Consider the following 22,329-nt stretch of genomic DNA (forward strand, 5'->3'; position numbering starts at 1 on the left):
AGACGACCATGACCGACGCCCTGCCCGAATCCCTCACCGCCGCCGTCAGCGGCCCCGAGATGATGGCGAGCCTGCGCGAGATCGCGCGCTGGGTGAAGCTCTCGGGCACCGCGGAGGAGCGCGAGGCCTTCGGCTTCCTCGAGAAGCGCATGAAGGATTACGGCTTCCGCACCAACCTGCTGCTGCACGACGCCTTCATCAGCCTGCCGGGCAAGGCGAGCGTCATGGTGGACGGCAGGGCGATCACCGCCATCACGCAATCCTTCTCGCAGCCCTCGCCGGCGGGCGGGCTTTCCGGCGTGCCGGTCTATGTCGGGCATGGCGGCGAGGCCGATTTCACCGGCAAGGATGTGAAGGGCCGCATCGTGCTGGTGGAGGGAATGGCGACGCCCGCCGTTTCCCAGCGCGCGACCAATGCGGGCGCCGCGGGGCAGTTGCACATCAGCCACCACGAGCACATCCACGAGATGTGCATCTCCCCGGTCTGGGGCAGCCCCGGCGCCAGCACGAAGGACGGCATGCCGCGCACCGTTGTGTGCAGCGTGAACAACGCCGATGGCGGCGCGATCCGCGACGCGCTGGCACAAGGCAAGCAGCCGCAGGTAACGCTGCACGCGGAGGTGGACACGGGCTGGCGCAAGACGCCGATCCTGGAATGCGAGATCGACGGGCCGGACGGCGCCGACGGCCCGTTCGTTCTGATGTCCGGCCACTACGACACCTGGTACTACGGCGTGATGGACAATGGCTCGGCCAATTGCGGCATGATGGAGGTCGGCCGCCTCGTGGCGCAGCGCCGGTCCTCGCTGAAGCGAGGCTTCCGCATCTGCTTCTGGTCCGGCCATTCGCACGGCCGCTATTCCGGCTCGGCCTGGTACGCCGACAGCCACTGGGACGAGCTGGATCGCCGCTGCGTCGCGCATGTGAACGTGGACAGCCTGGGCGGCGCCGGCGCGACGGTGCTGGAGAACACCGCCGCGATGACGGAGCTGAAGCACCTGGCGGCGGAAGCGGTGCAGGCCCACACCAACCAGACCTACAAGGGCAAGCGCAAGGCGCGCAGTTCCGATGACAGCTTCGTCGGCATCGGCGTGCCCTCCATGATGGGCTCGATCAGCGAGCAGCCGGCCAAGCACGCGCAGGCGCGCAACGCGCTGGGCTGGTGGTGGCACACGCCGCACGACACGATCGACAAGGTGGACGAGGCCAACCTGGTGCGCGACACGCGCGTGCTGCTGCAGGTGTGCTGGCGGCTGCTGACGGAAGCCGTCGTGCCGCTGGACCACGCAGCGACGGCGTCCGCGCTGCTGCAGGAATTCTCGCAATTCGCCGCGAAGCTGGAAGGCCGCTTCCCCGTGGCGCCGCTGGTCGAGGCGGCGAAGGCGCTGCAATCCAAGGCCGAGGCGGTGGCGAAGCATGCCGGCGCGGTGTCGGCGGAGGCAGCGGCGAAGGCCAATGCCGCGCTGATGCGCGCCTCCCGCGCGCTGGTGCCGGCGGACTACACCGCGGGCGATCGCTTCCTGCATCCGCATGCGCTGCCGATGCCGAACTGGGCGACGCTGCAGCCGCTGCGCGACCTCGCCGCTACCGAAGCGGGCTCGGACGCCGAGAAATACGCGGCGGTGGACGCGCTGCGGGCCCGCAACCGCGTGGCGCATGCGCTGCGCGAGGCGAATGCCGCGCTGGACGCGGCGAAGGCCGCGCTCGGCGCGTGAACATCCGCTTCGACGGGAAGCTTGTCGCGATCAGCGGCGGCGCGGTCGGCTTCGGCCGCGCCATCGCGCGCCGCTTCCACGCGCTCGGCGCGCGGGTCTTCACCTGCGACGTGGACGCGGCGGGGCTGGCGGAGACCGCTACGGGAACGGGGATCGCGACCGCGGTGGTAGACTTGGCCGACCGCGCCGCGGCCACTGCCTGGATCGGCGCGGTCGAGGAAGCCGGCGGCGGGCCACTGGACATCCTGGTGCACAATGCCGGCGGCACGCTCGGCCGCGCCTTCCACCGCATCGAGGAGATGCCGGACGGAGATTGGGACGCGATCGTCGCCGTGAACCTCAACGCGGCCTTCGCGCTCTGCCGCGCGGCGGCGGGCGGCATGCGCAAGGCGGGGCGCGGGCGGATCATCACAATCTCCTCCGGCGCGGGCCTCCAGCCCTCGCGCACAGGCATCCAGGCCTATACGGCGGCGAAGCATGCGCTGGTCGGGCTCACGAGGCAGCTTGCGGTGGAACTCGGCCCGCACGGCATCACCGTGAACAGCGTCGCGCCGGGCGTGCAGGCCAGCACGCCGGAGAAGGTTGCGGAATGGAACGCCCGTGCGCCGGAGGCGCGGGAGGCGGTGCTGCGCACCATCATGCTGCGGCGCCTGGGCGAGCCGGACGATATTGCCGACGGGGTGCTGTTCCTGGCCTCGGACCATGCGAAACTGATCACGGGACATGTGCTGCCGGTGAATGGCGGCAGGATTTGAAGGACGCGCGTGATGCGGAACGATGAACAGATCTGGCGGCTGGTGGATGAGCGGCGCGAGCCCTATTCGGCGCTGAGCGACACCGTCTGGGGCATGCCGGAGCTCTGCTACGACGAGCACCGCTCCTGCGCGGAGCATGTCTCCATGCTGGAACGCGAGGGCTTCCGGATCACGCAGAACGTGGCCGACATCCCCACCGCCGTGATGGGCGAGGCCGGCGAAGGCGGCCCCGTGATCGCGATCCTCGGCGAGTACGATGCGCTGCCGGGCCTCAGCCAGGAAGCCGGCATCGCCGAGCCGAAGCCGATGCCGGGCGAGACGCGCGGGCATGGCTGCGGCCACAACCTGCTCGGCTCGGCCTCGCTGCTTGCCGCCGCCGCCGTGAAGGATTGGCTGAAGGCGAACAACCTGAAGGGCCGCGTGCGCTACTATGGCTGCCCTGCGGAGGAAGGCGGCGCGGCCAAGGGCTTCATGGTGCGCGCCGGCGCCTTCGACGACGTGGACATCGCGATCTCCTGGCATCCGGCCGCCTTCTCCGGCGTGAACGAGGCGGTGAGCCTGGCCAACACGCGCATCGACTTCAGCTTCCAGGGGCGCGCGGCGCATGCCGCGTCCAGCCCGCATCTCGGCCGATCCGCGCTCGACGCGATCGAGTTGATGAATGTCGGCGTGAACTACATGCGCGAGCACATGCCGAGCGACGCCCGCATCCACTACGCCTATCTGGACGCCGGCGGCATCGCGCCGAATGTCGTGCAGTCCCGCACAAAGGTGCGCTACCTGATCCGCGCGCGGAACCTCGAGGAGCTGACCGGCCTGGTCGAGCGCGTGCGCAAGATAGCCGATGGCGCCGCGCTGATGACGGAGACGACGGTCTCGACGCAGGTGATCTCCGCCGTCTCCAACCTGCTCGGCAACACGCCGCTGGAGCAGGCGATGCACGCGAATTTCGAGCGCCTGGGCCCGCCGCCCTTCACCGCGGAGGACCGCGCCTTCGCCGCCGAGATCCAGAAGACGCTGCGGCCGGAGGACATCAGCTCCGCCTATCGCCGGCAGGGCCTGCCGCCGGAAACCGGCAAGGCGCTCTGCGACGCGATCGTGCCGCTCGGCGCGAAGGGCGCGGGCATGAACGGCTCCACCGATGTGGGCGACGTCTCCTGGAAGGTGCCAACGGTGCAGGCGCGCGGCGCGACCTACGCCATCGGCACGCCCGGCCATTCCTGGCAGGTGGTGGCGCAGGGCAAGACGGATGCGGCGCATACCGGCATGGTGCATGTCGCGAAGATCATGGCCGGCACCGCGGTGGATGCGATCCTGAACCCGGATCTCATCGCCAAGGCCAAGGCCGACCATCACGCGCGCACCGGCGGCAAGCCGTACCACAGCCCGCTGCCGGCGGATGCAAAGCCGGCCCTGGGGATGTCGCTGGCGGAGTGAGTCGGCTGCCTCCCTCCCCCGCATGCGGGGGAGGGTCGCGCCCGGCCAAGCAGGAAGGAAGCCAATCGATGACACGCCTGCGCCACGCGCTTCTCGCGCTTCCGCTCCTCGGCGCACTCGCCACGCCCGCTTCCGCGCAGCAACTCACCATCGGCTTCAAGGCGGCGGTGGATGGCAGCGATCCGCACCTCAACTACACGCCCAATCGCAACGTCCAGCTTCACGTCTATGAGCCGCTGGTGCTGCAGGATGCCTTCCTGAAGCCGATCCCGGGCGCCGCTTCCTCCTGGCGGCTGGTGGACCCCACCACCTGGGAATTCACCCTGCGCGAGGGGCTGACATTCCACGACGGCACGCCGGTGACGGCCGATGACGTGGTGTTCTCCATCCGCCGTGCCCGCGCCATCACAGGGCTGCGCACCTTCGTCGTGCAGACCCGCAGCGTCGCCGCGGCGGAGGCGAAGGATCCGCGCACCGTCGTCATCCGCACCAACGGCCCGGCGCCGCTGCTGCCGAACCAGCTCGCGGTCATCGCCATCGTCTCCGCCCGCGCGGCGGAGGGCGCGACGGAAGCGGATTTCAACGGCGGCCGCGCGGCCATCGGCACCGGCCCCTATCGCTGGGTGCGCTTCACGCCGGGGCAGGAGGTGGTGCTGGAACGCGCGGCATCGCATTGGCGCCCGCAGGAGCCGTGGGAGCGCGTGACCTTCCGCTTCATCTCCAATGACAGCGCGCGCGTCGCCGCGCTGCTGGCGAGCGACGTGGACGTGATCGACAACGTGCCGCCCTCGCTGGCCGCACGCCTGCGGGAGAGCGAGCGGACGCAGGTGATCAGCGGCCCCGGCATGTTCACGCTCTACATGTATCTCGATCACTTCCGCGACCAGGTGGTCTTCGCCACCGGCGCCGATGGCCAGCCGCTGGCGCGCAACCCCATCCGCGATCCGCGCATCCGCCAGGCGATGAACCTGGCGATCAACCGCGCCGCACTGGCGGAGCGCGGGATGGAGGGCGGCGCGGACCCGATCGGGCAATTCGCGGCGCCCGGCTTCATCGGCCATGTGCCCGATATCGCCGTGCCGCCCCACGATCCCGCACGCGCCCGCGCGCTGCTGGCCGAAGCCGGCTTTCCCAACGGCTTCAACCTGACGATCCAGTGCACCAATGACCGCTTCGCCGGCGACAGCCGCGTCTGCCAGGCCGTCGGCCAGATGTTTTCTGCCGTTGGCATCCGCACGACGGTGGACGCTCTGCCGGCGGCCGTCTTCTTCCGGCGCGCCAATGGCAGCCAGGGCGTGGACCCGGAATTCACCGCCTTCATGGCGATCTTCGCCTCCTCCACCGGCGTCGCCAGCGAGAGCATGGCGACCATCCTGCGGACGCGGAACGCGGCGCGCGGACACGGCTCGCTGAACCGTGGGCGGTATTCCAACGCGGCCTTCGACGCGGCGCTGGAACGCGTGGACGAGACCTTCGACGAAGCGGAGCGCGAGCGGTTGAACGCGATCGCGACGCGCATCGCGATCGAGGACAACGCCATCCTGCCGATCTTCTCGCTGCGCGCGAGCTATGGCGTGCGGCGCGGCCTCACGCTGCAGCCGCGCGGCGACGGCTACACCTTCTCCACCGCGATAAGGCCTGTGCAATAGGGGCGCGGAACAGCCCTCTCCACCCACGGGGGGAGAGGGCTTGTCGGTCAGCCCTTGATCACCCCCGCGCCGCTGAGCCGCGCATACTCCGCCTCGCCCAGCAGCGGCGCCAGGATCGCCGCGTTGTCGTTGCCCAGTGTTGGCGCCGGGTTGCGCAGGATGCCCGGCGTGCGGGACAGGCGCGGCACCTCGCCATGCATGGGCAGCACGCCGTCGGGCATCTCGTCGTCCGGCACCTCGATCAGCGCCTCGCGCTCCGCGATGTAGCTGTCGGCGTCGAGGTCGCGGACATCCATGATCGGACCGATCGTCACGCCGTCGCGGTCGAACTTTTCCAGCGCTTCCTCGATCGTCATGTCGGCAACGGCGTCGCGCACCACCGCGTCCAGTTCCTCGATGTGGCGCAACCGGTCGGGGTTGCTGCGGAAGCGCGGATCCTCCGCCAGCTCCGGCCGGCCGATGCTCTGCATCAGCCGCACGAACACCGCCTGGGTGGAGGTGGACAGGCCCAGCCAGCGGCCATCCTTCGTGCGATAGGCATTGCGCGGCGCGGTGTTGGTGCTGCGGCTGCCGGTGCGCGGCTTCACCTGCCCGGTCAGGCGCCAATTCGCCATCTGCGGCTCCAGCACGGCGAAGATCGGCTCGAACAGCGAAAGGTCCACCACCTGGCCCTCGCCCGTGCGGTTCGCATGGTGCAGCGCGATCATCGCCGCACTCGCGCCGTACAGCCCGGCATAGGCGTCGGCCATGAACATCGGCGGCAGCACCGGCTCGCGGTCGCCAAAGCCGTTCAGCGCGGCGAAGCCGGCATAGCCTTCCACCAGCGTGCCGAAGCCTGGCTTGTGGCGATACGGACCCGTCTGCCCCCAGCCGGAGACGCGGATGATCACCAGCTTCGGGTTCAGCGCAAGCAGGTCGTTCGGCGCGAGGCCCATCGCCTCCAGCACGCCGGGCCGGAAGCTTTCCACCAGCATCGCGGCGTCCTGCGCCAGGCGGCGGACGATCTCCACACCCTCCGGCGCGCGCAGATCAAGGCATAGGCTGCGCTTGTTGCGGCAGAAGGCCTTCCAGCTCGTCTCGACGCCCTTGACCTTCCAGGCGCGCAGGCTGTCGCCGGCAGGCGGTTCCACCTTGATCACCTCGGCGCCGTGATCGGCGAGCACCTTGGTCAGCACATTGCCCGCGACGAGGCGCGAGAGATCCACCACGCGCACGCCCTCCAGCGCGCCGCGCGCCGCGGGATCGAAGTGTCGGAGCGTCTTGCGCGCGCGCGCTGCCATGTCTTGCCCGATATCCTGAAGCGCGACCAAGCTATGGGCCGCCACGCAGCGTGGTCAATCGGCGGGAGCGGCGCGATGCCCTGGGAAACCAAGCGCGACTTCATCGGCTACGGCGGCGACTGGCCCGATCCGCAATGGCCCGGCGGGGCGAAGATCGCGGTCAATTTCGTGCTGAATGTCGAGGAAGGCTCGGAATACTCCGTGCAGGACGGGGACGGCTTCACGGAGACGCATCTCAGCGAGAGCCATGGCCGCGCCTCGCTTCCCGGCGGCCGCGACCTGGGCGCGGAGACGCTGTTCGAATACGGCAGCCGCGTCGGCGCCTGGCGCGTGCTGCGCATCTTCGCCGAGCGCGGCATCCCCATGACCATGTTCGCCTGCGCCCGCGCGCTGGAGCGCAACCCGCCGCTCGCCGCCGCGATCCGCGACTCCGGCCACGACCTCTGCGGCCATGGCTGGCGGTGGGAGAAGCATTTCGAACTGGAGGAGGCGGAGGAGCGCGAGCACATCGCGCGCGCCGTCGAGTCCTTCCGAAAGACGCTCGGCATGGCGCCGGCGGGCTGGTACTGCCGCTACGCACCGAGCGTGAACACGCGCCGGCTGCTGATGGAGCATGACTGTTTCCTGTACGACAGCGACCACTACGCCGACGAACTGCCCTTCTGGATGACGGTGGAAGGCAGGCCGCGGCTGATCATCCCCTATTCGCTGACCACCAACGACACGCGCTTCTATTCCGGGCACGGCACGGCCGATCAGTGGTTCGGCTTCTGCCGCGACGCCTTCGAACTGCTCTGGCAGGAAGGCGCCGAGGGCGAGCCGCGGATGATGTCCATCGGCCTGCACAGCCGCATCATCGGCCACCCGGCGCGCGCCATGGGCCTGGTGCGGCTGCTGGACCACATGGAGGCGAAGGGCGGGGTGTGGTTCGCCCGGCGGAGCGAGATCGCGCGCCACTGGATGGCAACGCATCCCTATCCGGGAAAGGGCCTGAACGAGTAAGGCCGGCGCCGGCGCTAGGCCGGCCCGGACACCCAACCGAAAGGAAGCGAACCGGCGCTCAGGCGCCGGCGCGCATCAGCTTCGGGATTTCCTCGCGGAAGCGGAAGCGCAGCGCAGACCAGGTGTCATCGAGAGCGACCTGGGTCACCGGCAGCAGCCCCTCGCTGGTCACGGGGTCCCAACCATGGTCCCGATCCAGGTCGGACCGGACGGGGCCGGTCTTCTTCGGATAGGCGAACCACAGCCGCGCGCCGATTCCATATAGGTTGAGCGCCCGCGGCGCGATCGCACGCAACGTCGCGCGGTCGGCGGCGAAGGCCAGGATCAGTTCGGCAGCCGCGGTCGCCCCGCTCGGAAGGCCGAATGTAAGGCCGGGCGGATTGCCGATCACCGCGCAGGCCATTCCCGGGCGGTAGCCGAGCTTCCGTGCCACCTCCCCGATCACGACACCCATCGTCCAGTCAGTTCCGTCAAAGGTTTGCCATGGAAAGGCAGTCATGTAGCGCAGCCGGCCCGGTCTTGCAGCCATTTATTGGGCAGGGCCGCCCTGCATTTTTCGACGCCACCCTGCGCCCGGACCTGTGAACGCCGCCTTGCCGTCGGCGGCAGCCCGTGCGAAGCGGCCCCATGTCCCCCGTGCCGCGCGTCACCGTGGTGACCGTCACCTGGCGCAGCGCCTCCACCATACCGGGCTTCCTGGCTGCCTGTCCGGCCGGAATGCCGGTCATCCTGGTGGACAATGCCTCACCTGATGAGACGATTGAGGCGGCGCGGGCGGCCCGGCCGGATGTCCGCATCCTCGTCAACGACAGCAACCTCGGTTTCGGCGCGGCCTGCAATATCGGGCTGGAGGCGGCGGAGACCGAGCTCGTCCTGCTCGCCAATCCTGATTCCCGGCTGTCCGGCGATGCCATCGCCCGCCTGGTCGCCGCGGCCGACGCCTTCCCGGCCCAGCGGATCGTCGCCCCGCTTCTGCTCGACGCGGAGGGAAGGCCCGTCCGGTCCTGGAACGCCGCCCAGCCCCGCCGCCGCTTCCTGCCCCGGGACCGGGATGGGGAGCCCTGGCCCGAGGGGCCGGTCTGTGTCGCCTTCGCCTCCGGGGCCTGCCTGCTGCTTCGCAGCGCCGACCGGCTGCGCTTCGACGAGCGGTTCTTCCTTTTCTATGAGGACGACGATCTGTGCGCCCGCGCCGGCGGCGCGCTGCTGGAGCCAGCGGCGCGGGTCGCGCATGCCGGCGGCCGGTCCTCGCCGCCCTCGCTGGCGACCACCTGGCGGAAGGCACGCTGCATGGCCTGGTCCCGTCTGCGCTTCACCGCCCTGCATGGCGGCGGGCCGGCGGCGGCGCGGCGCGAAGGCTTCGGGCGCCTCGGCCACCACGCCGGAAAGGCGCTCGGCCACGCGGTGACCTTCCGGAAGGACAAGCTCGCGGCCGACCTGGCGGGGCTCGCCGGCACCCTCGCCTGGCTGCGCGGCCGCGGCTGAGGTCCGTCATCGTTGCAGGGTGGACAGCGGCGCGGCGGGCTACGCAGTCTCCGCGGATGGAGACCTCCCCCGCCTTCCCGCCCGGCGCGCGCCATGCGCTGCAGCATCGGGTCACCGCGGCCGAGCTTGCGCCGATCGTCGCCCTGGTCGGCTCGACCGACCTGGCGCTGACCAGCCGTGCCGCCGCCGCGCTGATGACGCGCCTGGTGGTCACCCGCTTCCCCGGCCCCGGCACCCGGCTGCTGCGGGAGGATTTCCGCTATGCCGGCACCCTGGCCGAGGGCGACATGCTGGAGCTGGCGGTGGAGGTCGCCGGGCCGGCCGCGGGGCCCGGCGCGCTGCTGCTGCGATGCGCCGTGCGCCATGCCGGCGGGGCCGCGGTGCTGGAGGGGGCGGCGGAGGTGGTCCCGCCCGCGATTCCGGCGCCGGATTCCGACGCGCCCTTCAGCATGCAGCCCCGCCGCATGATGAACCTGCTGCTGGAGCGTTGCCGGCCGATGCCCCCGGTGGCGACCGCGGTCGTCCATCCCTGCGATGCCGCCAGCCTGGAAGGTGCAGTGCTGGCGGCCCGGCACGGGCTGATCACGCCCCTTCTCGTCGGGCCGGAAGCCCGGATCCGCGCGGCGGCGGAGGCGGCGGGGATGGAGCTGGACGGCTTCGAGATCCTCTCCACGCCGCACAGCCACGCCAGCGCCGACGCCGCGGTGGCGCTGGTGAAGGAGGGCCGGGCCGCCGCGCTGATGAAGGGCAGCCTGCACACCGACGAATTGCTGGGCGCCGCCCTGGGGCGGGAAGCCGGCCTGCGCACGGAACGCCGGGTGAGCCATGCCTTCGTGATGGATGCGCCGCTCTATCCCCGGCTGCTCATCATCACCGACGCCGCCGTCAACATCGCCCCCGACCTGGAGGCGAAGGCCGACATCGTGCGCAACGCCATCCGGCTTGCCGCCGCGATCGGCATCGAACTGCCCAAGGTGGCCCTGCTGTCGGCGGTGGAGACGGTGACGCCCAAGATGGTCTCCACGCTGGATGCCGCGGCGCTCTGCAAGATGGCGGATCGCGGCCAGATCACCGGCGGCCTGCTGGACGGCCCGCTGGCCTTCGACAATGCCGTGAGCGAAGCGGCGGCGCAGGCCAAGGGCATCGTCAGCAGCGTCGCCGGCCGGGCCGACATCCTGGTCGTGCCGGATATCGAGAGCGGGAACATGCTGGCCAAGCAGCTTGCCCATCTCGGCGGGGCGGAAGGCGCGGGGATCGTGCTGGGGCTGCGGGTGCCTGTGGCGCTGACCAGCCGCAGCGACGACGCCAGCTCCCGCCTCGCCTCCGCCGCGCTGCTCCGCCTCACGGCGAGCTGAGACCTGCGCCTGACGCGGCCTGTCCGATGGGAGAGGGTCGGAGCCCCGCTCCCTTCGCAGCCGAGCCCTGCGAGATCGCCCGGCGCGGTACCTGCCCGAGGCGGCCGGGGCGACGCGCTAGCCCTTCCCCGACCGCTTGCCGGCGGCCGAGACGCGGTCCACCGCGACCAGCACCAGCGCGCCGGTCAGGAACATGGCGTGGATCGCCAGGCCCCAGACCACCTCGCGGTCGCCGTAGTTCGACACCTCCATGAAGATCTGCAGCAGATGGATTGAGGAGATCGCGATCAGCGCCACCGAGAGCTTGATCTTCAGGTTGCCGGGATCGACGTTCGTCACCCAGGAGGTCTCGCCGCTCTCGTCGTGCCTGCCCAGGCGGGAAACTAGGCTGTCATAGGAGGCGATGGCGACCGTCACCACCAGCGAGGCGACGAGCGCCGAATCGAGCAGGTGCAGCAGGTCGATCAGCAGGCGCGTGTCCTCCGCCCGCAGGACGCCGGTCGCGAAGGTCCAGAGCTTATAGAGGAAGCGCACCGCATAGGCGGCCAGCGCCACGACCAGCCCCAGGAAGAACACGGCCAGGATCCAGCGGCTGGACAGGATGGCCTTGTCGATGATCGCCCGCATGTCAGTCTCCACGCGGGCCGAGACTTAGCCGGCCGCATCAACCGGAGGGAAGCATGACCATTCGCCGAATCGCCGAGGAAGAGCGTCTGTCCGGCGCCGTGGTCGGAGGGGGGGTGATCTGGCTCGCCGGCCAGGTGGCCGACGACACCAGCCTGGACGCCGAGGGGCAGACCGCGGACATCCTGCGCCAGATCGATGCCCTGCTGGCCGAGGCAGGCACGGACAAGCGCGCCCTGCTCAGCATCACGGTGGTGCTGGCCGACATCCGCGACGCGCCGGCGATGAACCGGGCCTGGGATGCCTGGCTCGACACCGGGAACAAGCCGGCCCGCATGACGATCCAGGCGCCGCTGGTCAATCCGGCGTGGAAGGTGGAGATCACCGGGGTGGCGCTCGCGCCGCGATGAGCGCGCGGCGGCATCGCCCGGCCGGCGCGCAACTGCGGGCCTGGCTGCGTGCGGTCGGCTTCACGCTCGTCCTGTCCTTCATCGTCGCCTGGGGCGTCGGCGACGAGGGGAGGATGTTCCCCTTTGTGGTCATCGGCGCGGCGGCGCTCGGCCTCGGCGTGCTATACTGGCTGTTCCCGCGCGGGCTGCATTTCGCCTTCGGCACCGCGGCCGGGTTGGCGATCTATGCCAGCCTCTTCGTGGTGCTCGGGCGCGCGCAATTCCCCGAGGCGCCGGGCTGGTCGCGCCCGCCGGCCTTCCTGCTGCCCGTGCTCGCCTTCCTGGCGATGGCCTGGTGGCGCCGCCACGCGCTGGAACGGATCGCCGAGCGCGAGACCGTGCGGGAACTGGACGAGCTGTCCCACACCGGCACCTGGCTGTTGCTCTCGGCTGCGATCGGCATCCTTTGCTTCGCGCTGCCGATCAATCGGCTGGCGCCGCTCGGCCAGGGCCTGGCCTTGCTCGCGGCCATGGCGAGCATCGCACTGCTGGTCGCGCTCTCGGTGCGGGACGTGGTGCGTCTGCTGGTGGATGTGTCGGTCATCATGGAGGAGATCGGCAACCGGACGCGCCACCTCCTGGTGCCGGCCGCCGCCTTCCTGCTGATGTATGCGCTGCTGGTGGTCGGGTTCGCCTCGGCCTACCGCATCGCGGATGCCTTGTCGCTGCATCCGCTGTTCCACGGGCCGAATGGGCCGATCCGCATTTCCTATTCGGACTCGCTGCACTTCTCCGTCGCAACGCTGTCCACCGTCGGCTATGGCGACATCCAGCCCCGCGACGACGGCGTGCGCGTGCTGGCGAGCCTGGAGGTGGTGGCCGGCCAGTTGCTGCTGCTGTTCGGCGTCGCGGAGATCCTGCGGGCGCGACGCACCCGCCGCGAAGACGCCGCAAGTCTCGACCGGACGGATCGGACGGGCCATTCTCCGCCGGGCGAATGAGCGACCATCCCGCCGCCCCCGGCCGGTCGCGCTTCCGCCGCAATCGGCCCGCATAGGCTGGGCGAGGCTGGACCACGCGATGCACATCCTGATCACCGGCGGCCTGGGCTTCATCGGCTCCGCCGTCGTCCGACACCTGATCCGCAGCACCGACCATGTCGTGGTCAATGTGGACAAGGAGACCTACGCCGCCAGCCATGACGCGCTGGAGGAGGCGCGCGGACATCGGCGCCACGTGCATATGCGGGCCGATATCTGCGACGCCGAGGCGATGCGCGCGGCCTTCGCGGAATGGCGGCCGCAGGTGGTGATGCACCTCGCCGCCGAGAGCCATGTGGACCGCTCGATCGACGGGCCCGCCGAGTTCATCCGCACCAATGTCGTCGGCACCCAGGTGCTGCTCGAGGCCGCGCGCGCGCACTGGTCCTCGCTCGACGCCCAGGCGAAAGAAGAATTCAGGTTCCACCACGTCTCGACGGATGAGGTGTTCGGCGCGCTGCATCACGGCGACCCGCCCTTCCACGAGGCGACTCCCTACGATCCGCGCAGCCCCTATTCCGCGTCCAAGGCGGCGTCGGACCATCTGGTGCGGGCCTGGCAGCACACCTACGGCCTGCCCACCTTCGTCACGAACACCACGAACAATTACGGCCCCTGGCAATTCCCGGAGAAGCTGATCCCGCTCGTTTCGCTGAACGCACTGGAAGGCAAGGCGCTGCCCGTCTATGGCGACGGATCCAATGTGCGCGACTGGATCTTCGTGGACGACCATGCAGAGGCGCTCTGCGCCGCGGCGCTCGGCGCCGCGCAACCGGGCGGCACCTATTGCATCGGGCCGCGGCAGGAACGCACCAACCTGCAGGTGGTCAAGGCCATCTGCGCCGTGCTGGACCGGCTCCGCCCCGATCCGGCCGGCCCGCGGGAGCGGCTGATCACCTTCGTGAAGGACCGCCCCGGCCACGATTTCCGCTACGCGATGGACCCCTCGCGCGCCGAGGCGGCGCTGGGGTGGCGCGCGCAGCATGGTTTCGAGGCGGGGCTGGAGAGGACCCTGCGCTGGTACCTGGATCACGAAGCGTGGTGGAAACCGATCCGCGAGCGGCGCTATGCCGGCGAGCGGCTGGGGAAGCAGTGAGATGCAGGGCGACTGGCGCGGCAAGCGCGTGCTGGTGACGGGGGGCGCGGGCTTCCTGGGCAGCGGGATCTGCCACGCGCTGGCGGCGCAGGGCGCGCGGGTCGTGGCGCTGGATGCGATGGTGCCCGATGGCGGCGCCAGCCCGCTCAACCTGGAAGGCAGCAACGTGATGCTGGTGCGCGGCGACATCCGCGACGCGGAGCTGCATTCGCTCTGCCAGGGCATCGACGTGCTGTTCAACATGGCCGCGCAGACAAGCCACATGGGCGGCCAGCGCGACCCCGTCTCCGACATCGCGATCAACGCCGTCGCGCAGGTGCGGCTGATCGGCGTGATGCGGGAGGCGGCGCCGAAGGCCGTGGTGGTGCATGCCTCGACGCGGCAATTCTACGGCCGGCCGCAATACCTGCCGGTGGACGAGAAGCACACCGTCAATCCGCCCGATGCCAACGGCGTCTCGAAATGGGCGGGCGAGCAGTATTGGCTGCTGGAGAACCGCGTGCATCACCGGCCCGTGGTCTCGCTGCGCCTGACGAACTGCTACGGCCCGCGGCTGCGCATCAGGGATGCGCGCCAGACCTTCCTGGGGATCTGGATCCGCAAGGTGCTGGAGAACGAGGCGTTCGAGGTGTGGGGCGGCGAGCAGCTGCGCGACCTCGCCTATCTCGACGACGTGGTGGATGCCTTCCTGCGCGCCGCGCAGCATGCGCATGAGCCGCAGGTGGGCGGGCATGTGTTCAACCTCGGCGGCTCTCCGCCGCTGTCGCTGAAGGACCTGGCGGACCGGCTGATCGCCGCCAATGGCGGGCAGGGGCGCTACGAGATCAAGGAATTCCCGGCCGACCGCGCGCCGATCGACATCGGCAGCTTCGCCGCCGACGACCGCGCCTTCCGCGCCGCCACCGGCTGGTGGCCGCGCGTCGAGCTGGACGAGGGGCTGCGGCGGTCGCTGGAGTGGTACCGGCCGCGGCTGGCGGAGTATGTTGCGTAGGAACTGCGGCCCCGCGACGGGTCGCGCCACCCCCACCCCGACCAGCCTTCGGCCTCGCGGCAGTGCCGCGAGCCCCCGCGAGCGGGAGAGGGAGAGGAAAGGCCAGAGATGAACGCCACCACCATCACCGTCCCGCAGGCCGATCCCGGCGCGGGCTACCGTGCGCAGCGGGCCGAGATCGACGCCGCGGTCGCGCGCGCGCTGGCCTCCGGCTGGTACATCCTCGGCAAGGAAGGCGAGGCCTTCGAGCGCGAATACGCGGCCTGGCAGGGAGCCGCGCGCGCCATCGGCTGCGCCAACGGCACGGATGCGCTGACGCTGGCCATGCGCGGGCTCGGCATCGGGCCGGGCGCCACCGTGGTCACCGTCTCCCACACCGCGGTCGCGACGGTGGCAGCGATCGAGATGGTGGGGGCCACCCCGCTGCTGGTGGACATCGACCCCGACACCTACACGATGGACCCCGACGAGCTGGTCGCCGTGCTGGACGACCCGCCGCCGGGCCTGCCGCCGATCCGCGCCATCATCCCCGTGCATCTCTACGGCCAGGCCTGCGACCTCGCGCCGATGCTGAAGGCGGCGGCGGCGCATGGCGTGGCGGTGATCGAGGACTGCTCCCAGGCGCATGGCGCGACGCTGGGCGGGAAGAAGGTCGGCAATCTCGGCCACGTCGCGTGCTATTCGCTGTACCCCACCAAGAATCTTGGCGCGCTCGGCGATGCCGGCGTGCTGACCACGGACGACGCCGCGCTGGCCGACCGGATCGGCGCGATCCGGCAATATGGCTGGAAGGAGCGCTACATCAGCAGCGATGTCGGCGTGAATTCCCGGCTGGACGAGCTGCAGGCGGCGATCCTGCGCGTGAAGCTGACGGCGCTGGATGCCGGCATCGCCCGGCGCCAAGCGATCGCGGCCGCCTATGACGCGGCGCTGGCCGATAGCAGCATGGCCCCGCCCGCGCGCCGCGCGGATGCCGGCCATGTCTTCCACCAGTATGTCCTGCGGACGCCCGACCGGGCTTCGGTCATGGCGCGGTTGCGGGCGGAGGGCATCGCGACGGCGATCCACTACCCGCAGCCCGTGCATCTGCAGCCGGCCTATGCCGGCCGCACCCCGCTCGGCCCCGCCGGCTGCGCCGAGACAGCCCGGGCCGCCGGCGAGGTGATGAGCCTGCCGATGTTCCCGGAGCTGACCGACGCCCAGGTCGGAAAGGTCTGTTCCGCCCTTCGCGGTCTCTGAAAGGGGCACGGTGCGACGCCGGCGTGCGGTCCCCCCGCCGCGCCGCTTCCGCTTGCGCGAACCGCCGTGCTAGTTTCGCGTCGCAGGCGAGTTCGCCCGGCAGGATCGCACGTCGAGCGACTCCAAGGGCATGGCACCCGGGTGGCGTTTCCGGGGGAGGGGTGGGTCGAGGAATGGGCGGCGGCGGGGCCGATCCAGCGCAGCCGAGTCCGTCGGAATCGCCCGAGGCGGCGGCGGAACGCATCGTGCGCATGGCCGCCCGCATGCTCGGCACGCCGGCCGCAGTGCTCCGCCTCGACGATCCGGAACTCGGGCCGCGCGGCGCCGCCATCGGCCTGCGCGCCGGCGAGAGCCCTGGCGCCGTCGCGGTTGAGGGCTTCGCATTCCGCGCCAGCGCACCGATCGTGACCGCGGATGGCCGGCAGATCGGCGAGCTGACCGTGCTCGACCGCCGGCCGCGCCGGGATCTGGCGGAGGACGAGGCCGGCACGCTGCGCGACCTTGCCATGCTCGCCGCCGATGCGGTGGAGGACGCGCCGGAAACCCAGGCCGATGCGGCGCGCGCGGCCTGGATCCTGCTCGCCGACCGGCTGAAGGCCCTGGCGGTGGAGGCAGCCGGCTACGAGGCGGCGGTGGAGGCGACCGCGGAGGCGCTCTGCGCCGCCACCGGCGGGCTGCTCTGCACCCTGCATCGCCTCGGCGCGGACGGTGCGACGCTGCAGCTCGTCGGCGGCCATGCCGCGCCGGCCCTTGGCGGCACGGAGCTTCTGGATGGCATGCGGGCGGTCGCGCTCGCCATCGCCGACACGCTGCTCGGCGCCGCCATCGTCGGCGGGCGGCAGCGCGTGCTGGAGCAGAGCGGCGGCACCGGTGCCGAACGCCATCCGCTGCTGCACGCCGCGCCCGACTTCACGGCGATGACGCTGGTCGCCACGCCCGTGCGCATCGCCGATGAGCGTTGCGTCCTGCTGCTGGGCTGCCCCTCGCCCGGCCCCGACCTGCTCGACCTGGTGCGCGACGCCGCCGCCACGCTGCGGCCGCTGCTGCAGATGCTGCGCGACGAGGAGCGGACGGTGCTGCACCGCCGCGTGGTCGAAGCCAGTTCCGAGGCAGTGCTGATCACCGAGGCGACGCCGGACGAAGGCCGCATCGTCCATGTGAACCCGGCCTTCGAGGCGCTGACCGGCTTCTCCGCCACCGAACTGGTCGGCCGTTCGCCCCGGCTTCTGCAAGGCATGGGCGCGGATGGCGCGGATTGGAGCGCGATCGCCGACGCGCTGCGCCAGAAGCAGCGCATGCGCCAGGAAGCCGCCTTCCGCCGCAAGGATGGCAGCCAGGTCTGGGTCGACCTGCATATCGCGCCCGTCACCGATCCCTCCGGCCGCTGCACGCATCTCGTCTCCATGGTGCGCGACATCACGCGCGAGCATGAGGCGACACAGCGCCTGGCGGAGAGCGAGGCCGCCTTCCGCAGCCTGTTCGAGCGCAACCCGATCCCGATGTGGATCTACGACCAGGAGACGCTGGCCTTCCTCAGCGTGAACGACGCGGCGATCGAGGACTATGGCTGGTCGCGCGAGCAGTTCCTGCGCATGACAATTCTCGACATCAGGCCGGAGGAGGACCGCGCGGCCGCGCGCGCCGCCTCCGCCCAGCTGCGGCGCACCCGCGGCGCCTCCGGTCCCTGGCGCCATCTGACCGCGCAGGGCGAGGAGAAGATCGTCGAGGTCAGCCTGCACCTGACCGAATTCGCGGGACGCCGCGCGGTGCTGGTCGCCGCGCTGGACGTCACCGCGCGCACGCGATTCGAGCGCGACTTGCGCCTCTCCCGCGCCGCGCTGCAGCGCCAGGCCGTGGAATTGCGCCAGACCCAGCGCCTCGCCCGGCTCGGCACCTGGCGCTGGCAGGCCGACCTGCAGCAGGTCTCCTGGTCGGAGGAGGTGCACGCAATCCTCGGCACCGACCCCTCCGCGCCGGTGCCGGCCGGGCCCGCCGCGCTTTCGCTGGTGCTGCCGGAGGACCGCACCACCGTCAGCGCCGCGCTGAGCCGCATCGTCCGCACCGGCCAGCCCGGGGCCTTCGAGTTCCGCGTGCGTCGCCCGGATGGCCGCCTGGTGCATTGCCGCGCCGAGGGGCGCTGGGAGAGCGACCCCGCCGGCGGACCGGATTCCGTGCTGGGCTACATGCAGGACGTCACCGCCCAGCGGGAGGCGGAAGCCGCGCTGCGCCAGGCGGACCGGCTCAATTCGCTCGGCCAGATCACCGGCGGCATCGCGCATGACTTCAACAACCTGCTGACTGTCGCCTCCGTCAGCCTGGAGATGGCGGCGGATGAGGCGCATGAGGGCCGCACCGCCCCCGACCTGATCGAGGCTGCGCGCGGCGCGCTGGAACGCGGCATGCGGCTGACCAGCCAGTTGCTGTCCTATGCGCGCCGCCAGCCGCTCCGGCCGCAGCCGCTCGATCTCGGCGCGTTGCTGCCCGGCCTGGTGGAGCTGATCCAGCGCTCGCTGGGCGAGCGCTATCCGATCCGCCTCAGCACGGCGCCGACGCCCAAGGTCTCGGCCGATCCGGCGCAGCTCGAGGCAGCGCTGCTGAACCTGCTGGTCAATGCGCGCGATGCCATGCCCGGTGGCGGTCCCATCGCGGTGGAGACAAGGCTGGTCTCGGTGCGAGCGGGAGAAGGCGCGCCGGAAGAGGAACTGGCAGCCGGCCATTACGCGATGATCGCGGTGACCGACCGCGGCTCGGGCATGCCGCCGGAAATCAGGACCCGGATCTTCGAGCCCTTCTTCACCACCAAATCGCCGGGCCAGGGAACCGGGCTCGGCCTCAGCATGGTGATGGGCTTCGCGAAGCAGTCGGGCGGCCATGTCAGCGTCGCCAGCGAACCGGGAAAGGGCACCTGCTTCACACTGTATCTGCCTGTCGTGGCGGATGGCGTGAAGGCAGAGGTGGTGGTGGCCGGCGCGGGCGATGCACCGGCTGCCGTGCCGCCGGGGCTGGAGGTGCTGGTGGTCGAGGACCAGCCGGATGTGCGCAAGGCCGCGGTGCGGCTGTGCCGCCAGATCGGCATGCAGCCCGTCGCAGTGCAGGGCGCGGCCGAAGCGCTGGAACTGCTCGGCTCGGGATTCCGCTTCGACGTGCTGTTCACGGATGTGGTGCTGGGCGGCGAGATGGATGGGCTGGAACTGGCGGAGGCCGCGACCCGGCTGCAGCCGAATCTCGCGGTGATCTGCACCTCCGGCTATTCCGAGCAGCAATTCGGCCAGCGCCAGGACGGCCAGGCGGATCTCGATATCCTGCGCAAGCCCTATGACATCCGCAGCTTCCGCGACGCGGTGGGCCGGGCCCTCGCTGCGGCCGCGACCCGTCCGGCCCCGCTCGACGTGGAATAGGCGCGCAGCCTCAGCGCGTGGCGCGGACCGAGGCGGGGTTGTCGCGCTTCGCGGGGTCTTCCTGAGGCTCGGCTTCGCCGATCATCGCCAGCAGGCGCATCGCGGCGGCATGAATGCGGCGCGCCTGCTCGCGCGTTTCCGCCTCGTCGAGCGCGGCGGCGGCGACCAGCGCCTCCGCGGCGGCGATGATCGGCATCAGGGGCGCGCGCAGCGCATCGGGCGAGCCCGGCTCCGGCTCCCGCCCGCCTGCGGGCTCCGCCGCCGGCGCGGCTGGCGCGCTGCCGCCGGGATCGCCACGGCGGCGGTCGTTCCTGGCAAGTGCACGGCTGACCGCCGCGACAAGCTCGCTCGGCCGGAAGGGCTTGCGCAGGAGCTCGAATCCCTGCCGCGACAGTCGCCCCGGCGTGTCCTCGAGATCGGCGCCGCTGATCAGCACGACCTCCAGGGCGATCCCGTCGGGGCGGTCCTGGATCAGTTCCTCGGCCAGGGCCGGACCGGATTCGCCGGGCATCCGCACATCGGTGACGAGCACCGCGATCCGCGCATCGCCGCGCACCTGGGCCCTTGCCTCGGCCGCCGTGTAGCAGCCGATCGCGTGGAAGCCGTGCTGTGTCAGGTAGCGGGTCAGCAGATCGACGATCTGCCGCTCGTCATCCACCACGAGGATTCCCGGCAGGCGGCTGGCAGAGTCGATGGCCTGCCGGGTCATGCTGGACGGCCCCCGGTCAGGCCACCAGGCGATAGCCGCGCCCGCGCAGCGCCAGGACCTGGATCCGCTGCTCCGATGCGGCGGCGAGCTTGCGCCGCAGCATCGAGGCGAGCTGGTCCACGCCGCGCTGGTGCGGCATCAGCCGATGCCCGAGCACCCGCTCGGCGATCGTCTCGCGCTCCGCGGTGCGGTCGGGAGCCTCGAGCAGCAGCTTGAGCAGGCCGGCTTCGCCGCCCGTCAGCCGCACCTCGGTGCCATCGGCCGCGACGACCTTCAGGCGCAGCGGATCGAGCATGACGTCGCCGATCTGCCAGCCCGAGGGGCCGGCATCGGCTGCCGCCGCCGGCGTTGCCGCCGGCCCCGCGCCGCGATTGTCCATGCGGCGGGAGAGCGCGCGCACCCGAGCCGTCATCTCGCGCAGCGAGAAAGGCTTGGTCACGTAGTCGTCCGCGCCGAGTTCGAGGCCGACCACGCGGTCCACCTCCTCGGAGCGGCCGGTGACCACCACGATGCCGAGATCGGGCTGGCCGGCCGCTTCGCGCACGAAGGCCATGCCGCTGCCATCGGGCAGGCCGATGTCCACCACGAGGATGCGCGGGCGGCTGGCTTCCAGCCTCTCGCGCGCCTCGGCGAGCGACATCACGGTTTCGGTCCGCCAGCCATCCCTCTCGAGGGCGCCGGCGATGGTCGAGGCGACCTGGGCGTCATCTTCTACGACCAGGACGGATCCGGAGGTGCTCATGGTGCTACGAACATGTGCATTGCTGTTAACGAATGCAACTTTGCATTACACGCGTCCGTGATCAAGGGGTCAGGGTGAGTCATTCGCGCTCATCCTCATGATAAGGCCGGAAGATCCAGACTCACGCGGGCCCCATGGCCTCGCGTGCTTGCAACCAGCAGTCGTCCTCGTGCGGCCATGGCTACACGCATGGAGAGTGCAAGTCCAATAGCGGTCTTGTGTCCCGCGACTCCGGCGGTGAAGCGCACCGCCAACGTACGGTTGAGGGTCTCGGGCGCCATGCCCGGCCCATCATCCTCCACGGCAATGAGGACACGTGGAGGCTCATCCGACGAAAAAAGGTTCGTTGCGCGGATGCGCAGCGTCCCCTTGTCGCGGAGGGAGGCCAGGGCATTGGCGACCAGCTCGTCGAGCGCGGCCACCAGCGCCGGCTCGGCAAGGCCGATGCCGCGCAGGTCGGGCTCCACGTCGAGGTCGAAGGTGATCCCCGGCGGCAGGCTGTAGGCCAGGCGGCGGCCGAAGGCGCGCAGCACCGCCGCCGTGTCGGTCGGCGTTTCGGCCTTGCGGACGGGCCGGGCGAAGCGATCGAGCCGGCCGCTGAGCTCGGAGCCGCGCTGGGCGGCGCCGAGGATCAGGGCGGCGAGCTCGCGGAGATCCGGCCGGTCGGCCAGGCCCTCCACCAGCAGCTCGGCATTGCCCAGCACGACCGTCAGCATGTTGCCGAGGTCGTGCGCCACCGCACCCGCGAGCGCCGCCGCGGAATCCAGCGCGGGACCGGGGTCGGCCGTGTGATCCTCGCCCGCAGGCATCGCCGGCGCCTCCCGCTCCATCACCATCCCCGGATGCTCGAATCCTGCCACGGCCTCTGCTCCTCGTCGCTAGTCGAGCCGAAGCGTGACATTGGCGGAAACGCTCGTCGGCCCGGCCGGGGTGAGCGGCGAGAAGGGGTGGCTGACGGTGACGCGGACATAGCGGGACAGGCCGCCGTCGCAGTCGGTGCTGCAGCTTGTCGCGGCCTTGGCGCATTCGCACCAGACCGGGCTTGGCGTGACCGAGAGGGCGGCGAAATCCGGCGCCGCGGCCAGCACGGCGGCGGCGATGGCGGTGCGGTCGCCCGGCGTGCGCAGTGCCTGCTGCGCCCCGGCCCGCGCCGCGCTCTGCAGCCGCAGGCGCTGGTCGATCGCCATGCCCCAGTCGAACATGCCGACGAGAACCGCGGCGAGCACGGGCACCAGGAGCGCGAGCTCGATCGAGGCGGTGCCGGCGCGGCGGCGGATGCGGGCCAGGCGCTTCATGCAAGCGCACCTGCGGGCCATTGCGGGGCGCCCGTCGCCGGCGCGAACGCCGCCGACCGCAACCCGGCATGGGGTGCGCGAAGGCGACGAAGAAGCATCCCGGAGATCGACGACATCATGACAGGCCTGAC

At 71.1% G+C, this 22,329-nt stretch carries 20 protein-coding genes; 13 read left to right on the forward strand and 7 right to left on the reverse strand.

Features of this window, described 5'->3' with window-relative positions; genetic code table 11:
- Positions 1 to 8: 8 nt before the first annotated feature.
- The 4 genes from E4T13_RS12880 (at position 9) to E4T13_RS12895 (ending at position 5,556) form a co-directional block, all read left to right on the forward strand.
- Complete coding sequence (locus E4T13_RS12880) at positions 9 to 1,715, forward strand: M28 family peptidase (protein WP_137178699.1); 1,707 nt, start codon at positions 9 to 11, stop codon at positions 1,713 to 1,715.
- On the forward strand, positions 1,712 to 2,470 hold the full coding sequence (locus E4T13_RS12885; RefSeq protein ID WP_137178700.1) for an SDR family NAD(P)-dependent oxidoreductase: 759 nt from the start codon (positions 1,712 to 1,714) through the stop codon (positions 2,468 to 2,470). Before E4T13_RS12880 ends, E4T13_RS12885 begins: the two co-directional genes overlap by 4 nt.
- A 12-nt stretch (positions 2,471 to 2,482) precedes the next feature.
- Complete coding sequence (locus E4T13_RS12890) at positions 2,483 to 3,907, forward strand: M20 family metallopeptidase (protein ID WP_137178701.1); 1,425 nt, start codon at positions 2,483 to 2,485, stop codon at positions 3,905 to 3,907.
- Positions 3,908 to 3,975: 68 nt separating this feature from the next.
- The gene (locus E4T13_RS12895; RefSeq protein WP_137178702.1) at positions 3,976 to 5,556 is read left to right on the forward strand and encodes an ABC transporter substrate-binding protein; all 1,581 of its coding nucleotides are present in this window, start codon (positions 3,976 to 3,978) and stop codon (positions 5,554 to 5,556) included.
- A gap of 47 nt (positions 5,557 to 5,603) precedes the next feature.
- Here E4T13_RS12895 and E4T13_RS12900 read toward each other — a convergent pair whose 3' ends face one another.
- The gene (locus E4T13_RS12900) at positions 5,604 to 6,836 is read right to left on the reverse strand and encodes a CaiB/BaiF CoA-transferase family protein (RefSeq protein WP_137178703.1); all 1,233 of its coding nucleotides are present in this window, start codon (positions 6,834 to 6,836) and stop codon (positions 5,604 to 5,606) included.
- A 75-nt stretch (positions 6,837 to 6,911) separates the two neighbouring features.
- On the opposite strand from E4T13_RS12900, the gene E4T13_RS12905 reads away from it, so the two are divergent.
- Positions 6,912 to 7,838, forward strand: a complete 927-nt coding sequence (locus tag E4T13_RS12905; protein ID WP_137178704.1) for a polysaccharide deacetylase family protein — start codon at positions 6,912 to 6,914, stop codon at positions 7,836 to 7,838.
- Positions 7,839 to 7,896: 58 nt separating this feature from the next.
- Here E4T13_RS12905 and E4T13_RS12910 read toward each other — a convergent pair whose 3' ends face one another.
- Positions 7,897 to 8,292 (reverse strand): hypothetical protein, encoded by a 396-nt coding sequence (locus tag E4T13_RS12910; protein ID WP_137178705.1) that lies wholly within the window; start codon positions 8,290 to 8,292, stop codon positions 7,897 to 7,899.
- A 173-nt stretch (positions 8,293 to 8,465) separates the two neighbouring features.
- On the opposite strand from E4T13_RS12910, the gene E4T13_RS12915 reads away from it, so the two are divergent.
- Entirely contained in the window at positions 8,466 to 9,320 is an 855-nt protein-coding gene (locus E4T13_RS12915; protein ID WP_137178706.1) for a glycosyltransferase, read from the forward strand.
- Between the two features lie 56 nt (positions 9,321 to 9,376).
- A complete protein-coding gene (locus E4T13_RS12920) occupies positions 9,377 to 10,675 on the forward strand; it encodes a bifunctional enoyl-CoA hydratase/phosphate acetyltransferase (RefSeq protein WP_137178707.1) in 1,299 nt (432 codons plus the stop codon).
- A 117-nt stretch (positions 10,676 to 10,792) separates the two neighbouring features.
- On the opposite strand, the gene E4T13_RS12925 is transcribed toward E4T13_RS12920, so the two are convergent.
- The gene (locus E4T13_RS12925; protein ID WP_137178708.1) at positions 10,793 to 11,302 is read right to left on the reverse strand and encodes a YqhA family protein; all 510 of its coding nucleotides are present in this window, start codon (positions 11,300 to 11,302) and stop codon (positions 10,793 to 10,795) included.
- A 53-nt stretch (positions 11,303 to 11,355) separates the two neighbouring features.
- On the opposite strand from E4T13_RS12925, the gene E4T13_RS12930 reads away from it, so the two are divergent.
- The 6 genes from E4T13_RS12930 to E4T13_RS12955 all read left to right on the forward strand — a co-directional run bounded on the left by E4T13_RS12930 (position 11,356) and on the right by E4T13_RS12955 (position 19,452).
- Positions 11,356 to 11,709: a RidA family protein gene (locus tag E4T13_RS12930; protein WP_137178709.1), complete on the forward strand. Its 354-nt coding sequence runs from the start codon at positions 11,356 to 11,358 to the stop codon at positions 11,707 to 11,709.
- The gene (locus E4T13_RS12935; protein ID WP_137178710.1) at positions 11,706 to 12,689 is read left to right on the forward strand and encodes a potassium channel family protein; all 984 of its coding nucleotides are present in this window, start codon (positions 11,706 to 11,708) and stop codon (positions 12,687 to 12,689) included. Before E4T13_RS12930 ends, E4T13_RS12935 begins: the two co-directional genes overlap by 4 nt.
- Positions 12,690 to 12,768: 79 nt before the next feature.
- Positions 12,769 to 13,824, forward strand: coding sequence for a dTDP-glucose 4,6-dehydratase (gene rfbB / locus E4T13_RS12940; protein ID WP_137178711.1), 1,056 nt, complete (start codon positions 12,769 to 12,771; stop codon positions 13,822 to 13,824).
- 1 nt (position 13,825) lies between these two features.
- The gene (locus E4T13_RS12945) at positions 13,826 to 14,815 is read left to right on the forward strand and encodes an NAD(P)-dependent oxidoreductase (protein ID WP_137178712.1); all 990 of its coding nucleotides are present in this window, start codon (positions 13,826 to 13,828) and stop codon (positions 14,813 to 14,815) included.
- A gap of 108 nt (positions 14,816 to 14,923) precedes the next feature.
- On the forward strand, positions 14,924 to 16,054 hold the full coding sequence (locus E4T13_RS12950; RefSeq protein ID WP_137178713.1) for a DegT/DnrJ/EryC1/StrS aminotransferase family protein: 1,131 nt from the start codon (positions 14,924 to 14,926) through the stop codon (positions 16,052 to 16,054).
- Positions 16,055 to 16,305: 251 nt separating this feature from the next.
- Positions 16,306 to 19,452 (forward strand): PAS domain S-box protein, encoded by a 3,147-nt coding sequence (locus E4T13_RS12955; RefSeq protein WP_137178714.1) that lies wholly within the window; start codon positions 16,306 to 16,308, stop codon positions 19,450 to 19,452.
- Positions 19,453 to 19,462: 10 nt separating this feature from the next.
- Here the strand turns inward: E4T13_RS12955 and E4T13_RS12960 are convergent, their stop codons facing one another.
- The 4 genes from E4T13_RS12960 to E4T13_RS29900 all read right to left on the reverse strand — a co-directional run bounded on the left by E4T13_RS12960 (position 19,463) and on the right by E4T13_RS29900 (position 22,198).
- Positions 19,463 to 20,161, reverse strand: a complete 699-nt coding sequence (locus tag E4T13_RS12960) for a response regulator (RefSeq protein ID WP_137178715.1) — start codon at positions 20,159 to 20,161, stop codon at positions 19,463 to 19,465.
- A gap of 16 nt (positions 20,162 to 20,177) precedes the next feature.
- Entirely contained in the window at positions 20,178 to 20,903 is a 726-nt protein-coding gene (locus E4T13_RS12965; RefSeq protein WP_137178716.1) for a response regulator transcription factor, read from the reverse strand.
- 95 nt (positions 20,904 to 20,998) lie between these two features.
- Positions 20,999 to 21,739 (reverse strand): ATP-binding protein, encoded by a 741-nt coding sequence (locus E4T13_RS12970; RefSeq protein WP_137178717.1) that lies wholly within the window; start codon positions 21,737 to 21,739, stop codon positions 20,999 to 21,001.
- 42 nt (positions 21,740 to 21,781) lie between these two features.
- Complete coding sequence (locus E4T13_RS29900) at positions 21,782 to 22,198, reverse strand: TadE/TadG family type IV pilus assembly protein (protein ID WP_170984976.1); 417 nt, start codon at positions 22,196 to 22,198, stop codon at positions 21,782 to 21,784.
- Positions 22,199 to 22,329 lie beyond the last annotated feature (131 nt).

This window comes from Roseomonas sp. AR75, from assembly GCF_005222815.1.
In the GTDB taxonomy this organism is placed as follows: Bacteria; Pseudomonadota; Alphaproteobacteria; order Acetobacterales; family Acetobacteraceae; genus Falsiroseomonas.